Origin of the sequence: Paraburkholderia sp. BR13444 (assembly GCF_040948755.1) — a bacterium.
Classification (GTDB): Bacteria; Pseudomonadota; Gammaproteobacteria; order Burkholderiales; family Burkholderiaceae; genus Paraburkholderia; species Paraburkholderia youngii.
The window spans coordinates 268,739-278,833 of record NZ_JBFPKM010000010.1; the positions used below are offsets into that span (position 1 = coordinate 268,739).

Annotated in this window: 12 protein-coding genes; 8 read left to right on the forward strand and 4 right to left on the reverse strand. The window is 63.2% G+C overall.

All coding sequences use genetic code 11. From position 1 onward, the window contains the following. Nucleotides 1-134 precede the first annotated feature (134 nt). The 3 genes from AB3X95_RS26955 (at nucleotide 135) to AB3X95_RS26965 (ending at nucleotide 3,065) form a co-directional block, all read left to right on the forward strand. Nucleotides 135-797 carry a HugZ family protein gene (locus AB3X95_RS26955; RefSeq protein ID WP_368622992.1) on the forward strand — a complete coding sequence of 221 codons (663 nt, stop codon included), beginning with the start codon at nucleotides 135-137 and terminating at the stop codon, nucleotides 795-797. Nucleotides 798-1,193: 396 nt separating this feature from the next. After that, nucleotides 1,194-1,496: an H-NS family nucleoid-associated regulatory protein gene (locus tag AB3X95_RS26960; RefSeq protein ID WP_008921239.1), complete on the forward strand. Its 303-nt coding sequence runs from the start codon at nucleotides 1,194-1,196 to the stop codon at nucleotides 1,494-1,496. A gap of 285 nt (nucleotides 1,497-1,781) precedes the next feature. After that, nucleotides 1,782-3,065, forward strand: coding sequence for a cation diffusion facilitator family transporter (locus AB3X95_RS26965; protein ID WP_176122310.1), 1,284 nt, complete (start codon nucleotides 1,782-1,784; stop codon nucleotides 3,063-3,065). A gap of 63 nt (nucleotides 3,066-3,128) precedes the next feature. Here AB3X95_RS26965 and AB3X95_RS26970 read toward each other — a convergent pair whose 3' ends face one another. The 3 genes from AB3X95_RS26970 to AB3X95_RS26980 form a co-directional block, all read right to left on the reverse strand. Continuing rightward, a complete protein-coding gene (locus AB3X95_RS26970; protein ID WP_012431468.1) occupies nucleotides 3,129-3,587 on the reverse strand; it encodes an Lrp/AsnC family transcriptional regulator in 459 nt (152 codons plus the stop codon). A 90-nt stretch (nucleotides 3,588-3,677) separates the two neighbouring features. Continuing rightward, nucleotides 3,678-4,310 (reverse strand): exonuclease, encoded by a 633-nt coding sequence (locus AB3X95_RS26975; protein WP_013088123.1) that lies wholly within the window; start codon nucleotides 4,308-4,310, stop codon nucleotides 3,678-3,680. Then, nucleotides 4,307-4,951 (reverse strand): MBL fold metallo-hydrolase, encoded by a 645-nt coding sequence (locus tag AB3X95_RS26980; protein WP_176109768.1) that lies wholly within the window; start codon nucleotides 4,949-4,951, stop codon nucleotides 4,307-4,309. The genes AB3X95_RS26975 and AB3X95_RS26980 overlap by 4 nt, the downstream gene beginning before the upstream one ends. A gap of 646 nt (nucleotides 4,952-5,597) precedes the next feature. Between AB3X95_RS26980 and AB3X95_RS26985 the strand changes: the two genes are divergently transcribed. Further along, a complete protein-coding gene (locus tag AB3X95_RS26985) occupies nucleotides 5,598-6,203 on the forward strand; it encodes a septal ring lytic transglycosylase RlpA family protein (RefSeq protein WP_368622993.1) in 606 nt (201 codons plus the stop codon). 122 nt (nucleotides 6,204-6,325) lie between these two features. On the opposite strand, the gene rsmI is transcribed toward AB3X95_RS26985, so the two are convergent. Then, a complete protein-coding gene (gene rsmI, locus AB3X95_RS26990) occupies nucleotides 6,326-7,210 on the reverse strand; it encodes a 16S rRNA (cytidine(1402)-2'-O)-methyltransferase (protein WP_176122308.1) in 885 nt (294 codons plus the stop codon). Between rsmI and AB3X95_RS26995 the strand changes: the two genes are divergently transcribed. The 4 genes from AB3X95_RS26995 to AB3X95_RS27010 all read left to right on the forward strand — a co-directional run bounded on the left by AB3X95_RS26995 (nucleotide 7,209) and on the right by AB3X95_RS27010 (nucleotide 9,631). Beyond that, nucleotides 7,209-7,721: a YraN family protein gene (locus AB3X95_RS26995; protein ID WP_176109765.1), complete on the forward strand. Its 513-nt coding sequence runs from the start codon at nucleotides 7,209-7,211 to the stop codon at nucleotides 7,719-7,721. The genes rsmI and AB3X95_RS26995 overlap by 2 nt on opposite strands. Nucleotides 7,722-7,869: 148 nt before the next feature. Next, entirely contained in the window at nucleotides 7,870-8,457 is a 588-nt protein-coding gene (locus tag AB3X95_RS27000) for a phosphoheptose isomerase (protein WP_062125567.1), read from the forward strand. Between the two features lie 26 nt (nucleotides 8,458-8,483). Further along, nucleotides 8,484-9,275 (forward strand): BON domain-containing protein, encoded by a 792-nt coding sequence (locus tag AB3X95_RS27005; protein WP_368622994.1) that lies wholly within the window; start codon nucleotides 8,484-8,486, stop codon nucleotides 9,273-9,275. Beyond that, the gene (locus tag AB3X95_RS27010) at nucleotides 9,275-9,631 is read left to right on the forward strand and encodes a c-type cytochrome (RefSeq protein ID WP_368622995.1); all 357 of its coding nucleotides are present in this window, start codon (nucleotides 9,275-9,277) and stop codon (nucleotides 9,629-9,631) included. Before AB3X95_RS27005 ends, AB3X95_RS27010 begins: the two co-directional genes overlap by 1 nt. The last annotated feature ends 464 nt before the right edge of the window (nucleotides 9,632-10,095 follow it).

Genomic DNA, 10,095 nt, shown 5'->3' on the forward strand with positions numbered 1-10,095 from the left:
AGATGCAACGAAGCGGGATTGCTGCATGTCATGCTTTGGTGCGCCGCTGTTGCTTTTTGCATTGCTGCGCGTGACGGCTTTTGTGCCGCTCAACGCTCTCCCGTTCATTCCAAATTCACCCGAGGAACGCTCAGTTGAACATTCCCGCTCACGCTCCGCTGCATCTGCTGCACACGGCTGCGGTCGGCACGCTCGCCACGCACGCTCGCCAGCCCGAGGGGTTTCCGTATCCGTCGGTGTTGCCGTTCGCGCCGGACGCACGGCATCGTCCGACGATCCTCGTGAGCCGGCTCGCGGAGCACACGCACAACCTGCACGCCGATCCGCGCGCCGGTTTCCTGGCCGTCGACGCACCCGATGGCGACGTGGTGGGCAGCCAGCGCGTCACGCTGCTCGGCCGCTTCGAGCCGGTCGACTCGGACCCGGAACTGGTGCGGCGCTACCTGCGCTATCACCCGGACGCGGAGCGCTATCTGGCGTTGGGCGATTTCACGTTCTGGATCATGGAGATCGAGCGGCTGCGCTACATCGGCGGCTTCGGCGCGATGGGCTGGCTCGACGGCGCGCAACTCGATCCGCTGCCACCGCTTGCCGCCAGCGACGAGGACGCGCTGATCGCGGAGTTCGGTCGCCGGTTTAGTGGCGCGGGCGGCGTCGAATTGCTGGGCGTCGACCGTTATGGCGCCGATCTGAAACGCAACGGTGTGCGCCGCCGCTTCGCATTCGATGACGCGCGGTCCGATACCGGAACATTGCACGCGGCGCTCGAAGTCTGCATCGAGCGGCATGCGGATTAAGCATTTATCGTTCATCGGAAAAACAAGCGTGTGCCAGTCGCGACGAAGAGACACCTGTATCAAAAGTGCGCGCTTATCCGAGTCAAAGCTTTCATGCCGTGAAATGTTTGATGCGCAATAGACGGCTCAAGTCTCATTTTCTGATAGTTAAATCGGATCAATATGCAGACTGGAGGAATTTTTCAGCGACGTGCGAAATCACCTATTTGAAAGGCCGTAGTCCGACCCAGAAGCGACGCAGGAAACTTTTTGAAACGAATTTAAATTAATTTTTTCCGGGCGCTTATCCAGCCTTTCTATTTTGTGTTAATCTCGCCATCAAATTCCGAGGCATGAAACCTTCAAAGGCGAGTCGGCAAAAGACCGGCGTCATTTATCCATACCACAAGGGAACCTATGTCTTCTTACAAGGAACTACTCGCGCAGCGCGAGAAGCTCGAAAAGCAGATTGAAGAAGCGAAGTCGCGCGAATACGCGGAAGTCTTGAATGAAATCAAGCAGAAAATGGCCGACTACGGCATTTCGCTGAGCGAACTCGGCGGCGGCCGCGCACCGAAGGGCGCTAAAGCGAGCCGGCCGCGCGCAGGCGTCGCGCCTAAATATCGTGATCCCGAAAGCGGCAGCACGTGGTCCGGTCGCGGCAAGCCGCCGCGCTGGATCGCCGGTCTTGATCGCGAAAAGTTTCTGATCCAGAAGTAATCGCGATCCGGCGGATGGTAAGGGTTTGCCTGCACGTAATGCGAATACTGGCAATCCACCGCGTTTATAGCCTGCTGCAGAATCTCAAAAAGCCGCGCACCGTTCAGGGCGCGGTTTTGTCATTTGCGGCGCCGGGTTTCTGTCGCATGCACTTCAGGTAGCTGGAACGCGAATGCTTTTCGTTTTGATAAGCGACTGATTTAAAAAGGTTTTTTCGCAGCCCTCCCTGCGCAGGCGAATCGTGGCGGGTACAATAGCAACAACTGACCTTTTCGCCTTTTCAGCATGCCGTCCCCCGCGATCGCCCAAACCGCCGAGAAACAACGCGTTGCACGCAAGAGTACCTTTGCGAGTATTGCGGTCAATACCGTATTGATGACGCTGCAAATCATCATCGGTACGATCGCGCACTCGCAGGCGCTGGTTGCCGACGGTGTCCATTCGCTCGCCGATCTCATTTCCGATTTTGTCGTGCTGATTGCCAATCGGCATAGCGGGGCAAAACCCGACGCCGATCACAATTACGGACATAGCCGTTATGAGACGGTGGCGTCGTTATTTCTCGGCGCGCTGCTGATCTCGGTCGGCGTCGGTATGTTGTGGCGCGCCGGTACGCGGCTCGCCGATCTACAAAATATTCCCGCCGTGCATATGAGCGCGCTCGCGGTCGCGGCGCTCGTACTGGTCTCGAAGGAAGCGCTGTTTCGCTACATGCTGCACGAGGCGAACCGGGTGCGTTCCGCGATGCTGATCGCGAACGCATGGCACGCCCGCTCGGACGCGGCGTCGTCTCTGGTGGTGGGGATCGGCGTGGTCGGCAGTCTCGCCGGCCTGCGGTTGCTCGACCCGATCGCGGCGGCTATCGTCGGCTTCATGGTCGCGCGCATGGGCTGGACCTTCGGTTGGGACGCGTTGCAGGATCTGTCGGACCGTGCGCTCGACGAAACCGCCGCCGCCGACATGCGCGCGCTGCTGATGTCCACCCCGGGCGTGCGTGACGTGCACGAAATGCGCACGCGCAAGACGGGCGATTTCGCGCTCGTCGACGCGCATATCCTCGTCGATCCGATGATTTCGGTGTCGGAAGGCCATTACATCGCGGAGTCGGCGCGTCTGCGTGTGCTGACCGACAAGCGCGTGCTCGACGCGCTGATTCACGTTGACCCGGAAAACGACGCGCTCGCGCATCCACCGGTCGATCTGCCGCCGCGCGAGCGCGTGACCGCCGAGGTCGACGAAGCGCTGGCTGCGGGTGGCTTGCGGGCCGCTGCGGTGAATTTGCACTACCTGAGCACCGGGCTCGACGTGGAGGTGGTGTTGCCGGCGGCGGGGTCTGCTGAAGGGCGCGCTGCGGAGGGTGCCGAAGTCGCTCGTTTGCTGGAGAGCGAGGCGCAGTCGCTCGGCCGCGTCGATCTGACGGCACTCAAGCGTCGTCTCGGCGCACGCAAGCTCGACGTGCTGCTGCAACGGGATATCTCGGCCGCGCAAGGCGGTTCGGCGGCGGAGCTCAAGACCGGCACCGCTCCCGCCGGTCGGTCAACCGCCACCGAGCCTCACAACGCCACCTGAGTTTGGTCAGTTTCGGACGCTCGAAACCGCGAACTTCCATGCCGCCCGCGGCGGCGGCATCCGTCACAACGGCAACTGCGTATCGAACTTGATTTCGCGCAGCACCACGCTCGTGCGCACCTGGGCGACGGCCGGAATCTTGAAAATGCGTTCGTGCAGGAAGCTGTCGTACGCCTTGATGTCGGGCGCGACGATCTTCAGGATGTAATCGGATTCGCCCGTCGTGCTGTAGCACTCGGTCACTTCGGGGCAGGTAGCGATTTCCCGCTCGAACTGCTCGACGCCGCCTTCGGTGTGACGCGTCAGATGGATATGCGCGAGCGCGCACACGTGCAAGCCGAGCTTTTCGCGATCGAGCAGAGCCGTGTAGCGCTGGATCACGCCCGACTGTTCCATATCCTTGATGCGCCGCCAGCACGGCGTGCTCGACAACCCGACCTGGTCGGAGATTTCCTGCACGGAACGGCGTGCGTCGAGCTGCAGCAGGCGCAGGATCTTCTGTGAGAACGTATCGAGTGTCAACTGCGCCTCCGTTAGCGTCGCCGTATCAACGAATGGTAGAGGGCGCGAAAACGAAACGCAATGTAAAACGGCTCTCGCGAGCGAGATTGCCTAATTTACCGGGTCCGGAGCGGCGTTTTGCCCTGAGCCGTCCCCATCATCCTTGCCGTCCCCCGGCAGTTCGGGCTGACGCGCGCGCAAGTCCTTCAGCATGTTGCAAAAGAGGGCACCCTGCTCGATTGCGTCGTCGAGCGCGACGTGCGTGTGCGGATGCTCGTCGAACCAATGTTTCGGAAAGCGCGGCTTGATGTTCTTGCGGTACGGCAGGCCGGTCATCGCAAAGGCGAGCGTCTTGATATCGAGCGCCGACCACGAGAATGGGCAGCGGCCGACGAAGCGCATCATGTACCAGAACATATAGGTGAAGTCGAAGCCAGCTGGCATCGCGACGAACACCGGCTTGCCCGGCAGCGCCTCGACCCAGTCGACATAGGCGCTCAGGGCGGCCTCGGGCTTCTGCAAGTCCTGACGGCAGGCCGCCCATGCTTCCGGCTGGGTCTTCCACCACGCTTCTTGCACTGGATGCGGCGCCGCGCCTTCGAGTAGTTCGAGATTCGCCGAGAACGTCGCGATCAACTGCTTGTCCTCGGTGTATGCGGCGGATGCGAAGCTCAGCATCGAATGCGGGCCTGGGATCGGGCCGTCCGCTTCGACGTCGGTACTGACATAGATTTCGCTGCTCATGCGCCCACTCCGTCGGCGACATAGGGATTCGTGCGGCGCTCGGCCCCGAACGTCGAGGTCGGGCCGTGGCCCGGCACGAACGTGATGTCGTCGCCGAGCGGCCAGAGTTTGTCGCGGATCGAGCGTATCAGGTCCGCGTGGTTGCCGCGCGGGAAATCCGTGCGGCCGATCGAGCCGGCGAACAGCACGTCGCCGACCAGCGCAAGCCGGTGCGCCCGGCTGAAGAAGACCACGTGGCCCGGTGTGTGGCCGGGGCAGTGGTACACCTCGAAGGTTTCGTCGCCGAACTGCACGGTGTCGCCGTCTTGTAGCCAGCGGTCCGGCTCGAAGGCATCGGCGGCGGGGAAGCCAAAGCGCGTGCTTTGATCCGGCAGCTTGTCGAGCCAGAAGCGTTCGTCGGGATGCGGACCTTCGATCGGCACGCCGTAGTGGGTGGCGAGCGTTTTCGCGCCGGCGCAGTGATCGATGTGGCCATGTGTCAGCAAGACCTTCTCGACGGTCACGTTCTGCCGCGCGACTTCGCGTTGGATCATGTCGAGGTCGCCGCCCGGATCGACGACGGCCGCGCGCCCGGTGGTCTCGCATACGAGCAGCGAGCAGTTCTGCTGGAACGGCGTGACGGGGATCAGGGTGACTTTCATGGCTGGAACGACGCGCTGGAAAAACGTTGATTGTACCGGCCTCGGGACAGTCTCCGTCGCCGACGCGACGGGCTTGCGCATGGCATTGTCGCGCCTGTCGCATGCCCATTTTTGCGATAAATGTGAAGATTGATCAAGGATTGTGGGTGCTCGCCATCCCAAAATTTTTTTTTGGGTATAATGGAGTCCATGCACAAGAGTTGTGCAGCCACAAGGCGACGCATCCCCACAAAACGGAGATGCCGCTCGCTATTCAAGTAAGGGCTGTCGGAATGCCGACGGCCATCAAGTATCGATGCGTTCGATGCACACGTCTTGCCCAGCCAGGCGCCGCGCGCCTGCTACGGAATTAACCTCCGTGACGCTGGGTGGGGCCTACGCCGCCGTTCCTGCGCGCTGAGTTGCGCGCGCAAGAGCGTGTTTGCCACGTTCGACTGGCGGCATGTGGGGTCTGGTCAGGCTGCCGGGGACAGGTTGCGCCAGACGTGAAAATTAACCGTGCGGTAGCGGCTGAGTGAGCCGTATCCGGGCTTTGACGTACTGCGCTTTTTCGCGCGGCGCGTTGTCGCCCCTACCGCCGGAGCCGCAAGCAACATGCCCAGCAGTTTCGCGGGTGACGCGGCTCGACTATGTGTTTGCACGTCTTATGAAAACTCGGCTATCCCGTGGTCTAGGGACTCTTTTTGCCTTTTTTGTACTGGCCGGCTGCGCCACGCCTCCGGGTGCGAGCGACACGTCCGCGAACGACACGCCGCAACGTACGAAGAACATGCACCTGAGTTCTTTCGGACCGCAATCGTTCGGTAGCGCGCCGGCCTCGAGCCCGAGCACGTCGGATGCGCCAGCGCCGTCGCTGGCTGACGCGAAGCCGCTCACCGAGGACGGCGTCGACGTTCCTGACTTCCATCAGATTGGACGTGCGTCGTGGTACGGACGCTTCTTCCACGGCCGCCGCACCGCCAACGGCGAGCGTTACGACATGCACGCCCTGACGGCCGCGCATCGTACGCTGCCGCTCGGCTCGTACGTGCGCGTGACCAATCCGGCCAATTCGCGCTCGGTGATCGTACGGATCAACGACCGCGGTCCGTACGCGCGCGGCCGCGTGATCGACCTGTCGATGGCGGCCGCCGGCATGCTCGACATGCGCCACAGCGGCACCGCGCGTGTCAAGATCGAAGGGCTCACGCAGCAGGAAGCGCGTGCCGAGCTGAACGAGACGCTCGCGTCGAACTCGGATTCGAACAAGTGATGTGACGTGACGGCGGCGGCGATGCCGCGTCGGCTGAACCAACCGTCTGTAGACAAGCGAAGGGCCGCGACATGCGGCCCTTTTCTCTTTCTCTTCCGCCTTTTGCCCGCCCGGCTTTGTCCTCAGGTGTCGGGCTTGTCTTCCTTCAGCGCGAGCGCGCGCGTGTACAGCGCGTTGCGCGATGCGCCCGTGAGCGCCGCCGCGACCTTGGCGGCGCTGCTCACCGTCAATTCTTCGAGCAGGATGCCGAGCAGCGCGTCGTGATCGTGCTCGCCGGCCTCTTTGGGCGAAGCGCCTTCGACCACCAGCACGAATTCGCCCCGCTGCCGGTTCGCATCGGCGGCGAGCCACGTTGGCCCTTCGGCCAGGGTGCTCTGGTGCAGCGCTTCGTGTAACTTCGTTAGTTCCCGCGCGATCAGCAGACGACGCGTGCCGCCGAACGCATCGGCGAGCGCCTGCACCGTCTCGATGATCCGGTGCGGTGCTTCGTAGAACACCATCGCGTGAGGGTGCTGCGCGAGCGCCTGCAAGGCGGCGGCGCGCGCCTTCGGCTTCGGCGGCAGGAAGCCGAGGAACGAGAACGTCGCGACCCAGTCGCCGGTCGCGCTGAGCGCGGTGGCGAGCGCGCTCGCGCCGGGCAGCGGGACCACCGCGAAGCCGGCCTCGCGCACGGCATCGACGAGCTTGGCCCCCGGGTCCGAGATGCCAGGCGTGCCCGCGTCGGACACATAGGCCACACGCTCTCCGGCCTGCAGATACTCGACCACGCGCTGCGCGGCGGCGCGCTCGTTGTGCTGATGCACGGCAACGAGCGGCTTCGAGATGCCGTAGCGCGCGAGCAGTTGACCGGTGTTGCGGGTGTCCTCGGCGGCGATGCGATCCGCGAGTCCGAGTACGTGCAGCGCGCGCAGCGTGATGTCGGCGATGTTGCCGATCGGCGTGGCCACCACATACAGCGCGGAGGCGGGGTACTGCTGCCCTTGCGCGAGTTCGGAGAGAGGAGTCATGACACGGAAGACACAAACAGACGGAACGAGGCCGACATTGTGCCATGTGGGCTTGCGCGAGCAGGTCGCGCCGAAGACTGCGCAAAAGACGTCCATCAACGTCAGGCCAAAAACCGCCCACAACTTTTCCTGCGCGCACCAGTCCAAATCCGTCGGCGCCGCTTTCGAAGCACGGGCACGAGAGTTTTTGCAGCGCCAGCGTCTGCGCTTCGTCGCGAGCAACGTGACGTGTCGGGGAGGCGAGATCGATCTCGTGATGAGCGATCGCGACGGCGCGCTGGTGTTCGTGGAAGTTCGCGCGCGTGCGCAGCGGCATTACGGCGGTGCTGCCGCGAGCATCGGTTGGCAGAAGCGGCAGCGCATCGTGCGAGCGGCGCGGCACTATCTCGCGACTCGCGCCGCGACGAACCGCGCCCCGCGCGATGAACCCGCGTGCCGTTTCGACGTCGTCGCGTTCGAGAGCGGCAGGCTCGTGTGGTTGCGCGATGCATTTCGCGCCGACGAACTCTGACGGCCCGCGCGGACAACGCGCGTGAGTGCGATAAACTTGCGCTCGCGTGCCGCGCGAGCGCAAGTTTATCGGCGGCCACAGCCTGGCAGTATGCCTTCACAACACGGCCGCACAGTGCGGTCCATTCGCGGTAGAAGATAGAGACTCGATGTCAGTCGAACGCATCCAACAACACTTCCGCGACAGCGCGGCAGTCAAACTCGAAGCCCTCGAAACCCTCTCGATGCCGATCGCCGCCGCGATCGACACGATGTTCGCCGCGCTCGCCAACGGCAATCGCATCCTCGCGTGCGGCAACGGTGGTTCGGCCGCCGACGCTCAGCATTTCGCGGCCGAGCTGATCGGGCGCTTCGAGCGCGAGCGGCCAGGTCTGCCTGCCATTGCGCTCAGCACCGACACCTCCGTGCTCACCGCGATCGCCAACGACTATTCGTTCGAACAGATTTACGCGAAACAGGTCTGGGCGCTCGGTCAGCCCGGCGACGTGTTGCTCGCGATCACCACATCCGGCAATTCCGCGAACGTGCTCGCCGCGATCGAAGCCGCGCATGAGCGCGAAATGATCGTCGTTGCGCTGACCGGCAAGGGCGGCGGACGCGCGCAGGAAGTGCTGAGTGACACCGACATCCACGTATGCGTGCCGTCCGATCGCACCGCGCGCATCCAGGAAGTGCACCTGCTGACCATCCATTGCCTGTGCGACGGCATCGATGCCATGTTGCTCGGCGAAGACTGAGACTGATTTCGAAGGAGAGCTAGTTGATGAGCGTATTCCGCCTCAAGAAGACACTGGTGAGAACCGTGCTCGTGGTCGGGTTCGCGGCGGGGCTGTCGGTCACGCTGCAAGGCTGCTTTCTCGCCGTCGGGGCCGCGGCGGGCGGCGGCGCGCTAATGGCGACCGACCGTCGCACGCTCGGCGCGCAGACCGAGGATCGCGAGATTCAGGTGAAGGCGCTGTCGCAGATCAGCCAGAACCTGCCGGACTCCGCGCACGTGAACGTCACGGTGTTCAACCGCCGCGTGCTGCTGACCGGCGAGGTCGCGGGCGAGGTGTCGAAGCAGCGCGCCGAGAGCATCGTGCGGAACCTGAACAACGTGAATACGATCGTCAATGAACTGGCGATCATGCCGGCGAGCTCGTTCTCGTCGCGCACCAACGACACCTACCTCGAAACGCGCGTGAAGACCGCGCTGATCGCCGAGAAGAACATTTCGGCGAACAACTTCAAGGTCGTGGCCGAGCGCAGCAACGTTTATCTGATGGGCCTTGTCACGATGGATGAGGGCAAAATCGGAGCCGACGTCACGAGTCGCGTGCCGGGCGTCGTGCAGGTCGTCAAGGTGTTCCAGTACATCCAGCCGCAGGAAGCGGAGGCCGCTGCGGCCGCGAGCGCGACGGCGCCGGTGGCCGCCTCGCAGCCCGAGGTCGGTGAGCCGACGGTCGGCGCGATTCCCGATTCGGGGGTGAGCGCGCGACCGCTCGATCAACAGGCGCCTGCGCCGGTTAATTCGTCGACGGCGGTTCGGCCGGGTAATCCTAAGGCGGTGCCTTGATGCGGGGTGTGACGCTTGGGGGTGTTGTGTTGGCGGTGGTGGTCGGTGCGATGGCGGGCACGATGACGTCGGGTGCTTGCGCGGCTGAGGCCGCACTTCGCGGGCAGCAGGTCGCCGCGGCGAATGCGTGCATGGGCTGTCACGCGGTGGATCGCAAGTTGGTCGGGCCGTCGTTCCAGCAAGTCGCCGCGAAATATAGGGGTGACGCGCAGGCGCCGGCCAAACTCGCGCGCAAGGTGAAGGACGGCGGCGCCGGCGTATGGGGCATGATTCCGATGCCAGCCCATCAATCGATGAGCGATGCGGATATCCGCACGGTGGTCGACTGGGTGCTCGCGGGCGCGCCGTCCAGATGAGGTTTTCCCGAGGCTGGAGGCTTGGCAAAAGGGAAAATGGCTGTGCTAGAATTATTTTCGTTGGGGGGGTAGCTCAGCTGGGAGAGCGTCGCGTTCGCAATGCGAAGGTCGGGAGTTCGATCCTCCTCCTCACAAAATAGCCGTACGCGATGCTCACCGCAACCCGATGAGTAACGATGCCATCTTTCACCGAGAAGCCCTGCATTATCGAAGACAGGGAGCCGCCTGGCTTCCGCGGGCAGCGATTGGCTACACAACTGGGAGAGCAGCCAGGTAGCACGCAACGTTTGAACGTGACAGCCTCGATTGAATACCCAAGTGAAGAGGCCAACTATCCAGTCGGGTCTGAATAATTCGGTTGGGTCGGCGCTTGCCCTCAAGCCTGGAAGTCTACGGTGATTGATCGGCTAAGCCAGGCGATCAGAACAAGGGCGTAAAAAAGCCTCAGCTTTCTGAGGATCATC

Bases quoted from the DNA above. Each gene is read 5' to 3' on its own strand.
- AB3X95_RS26960 (WP_008921239.1), top strand. From the start codon at position 1,194: ATGTCTTCTTACAAGGAACTACTCGCGCAGCGCGAGAAGCTCGAAAAG.
- AB3X95_RS26965 (WP_176122310.1), top strand. From the start codon at position 1,782: ATGCCGTCCCCCGCGATCGCCCAAACCGCCGAGAAACAACGCGTTGCA.
- AB3X95_RS26975 (WP_013088123.1), bottom strand. From the start codon at position 4,310: ATGAGCAGCGAAATCTATGTCAGTACCGACGTCGAAGCGGACGGCCCG.
- AB3X95_RS26980 (WP_176109768.1), bottom strand. From the start codon at position 4,951: ATGAAAGTCACCCTGATCCCCGTCACGCCGTTCCAGCAGAACTGCTCG.
- AB3X95_RS26985 (WP_368622993.1), top strand. From the start codon at position 5,598: ATGAAAACTCGGCTATCCCGTGGTCTAGGGACTCTTTTTGCCTTTTTT.
- AB3X95_RS26995 (WP_176109765.1), top strand. From the start codon at position 7,209: ATGACACGGAAGACACAAACAGACGGAACGAGGCCGACATTGTGCCAT.
- rsmI (WP_176122308.1), bottom strand. From the start codon at position 7,210: ATGACTCCTCTCTCCGAACTCGCGCAAGGGCAGCAGTACCCCGCCTCC.
- AB3X95_RS27000 (WP_062125567.1), top strand. From the start codon at position 7,870: ATGTCAGTCGAACGCATCCAACAACACTTCCGCGACAGCGCGGCAGTC.
- AB3X95_RS27005 (WP_368622994.1), top strand. From the start codon at position 8,484: ATGAGCGTATTCCGCCTCAAGAAGACACTGGTGAGAACCGTGCTCGTG.
- AB3X95_RS27010 (WP_368622995.1), top strand. From the start codon at position 9,275: ATGCGGGGTGTGACGCTTGGGGGTGTTGTGTTGGCGGTGGTGGTCGGT.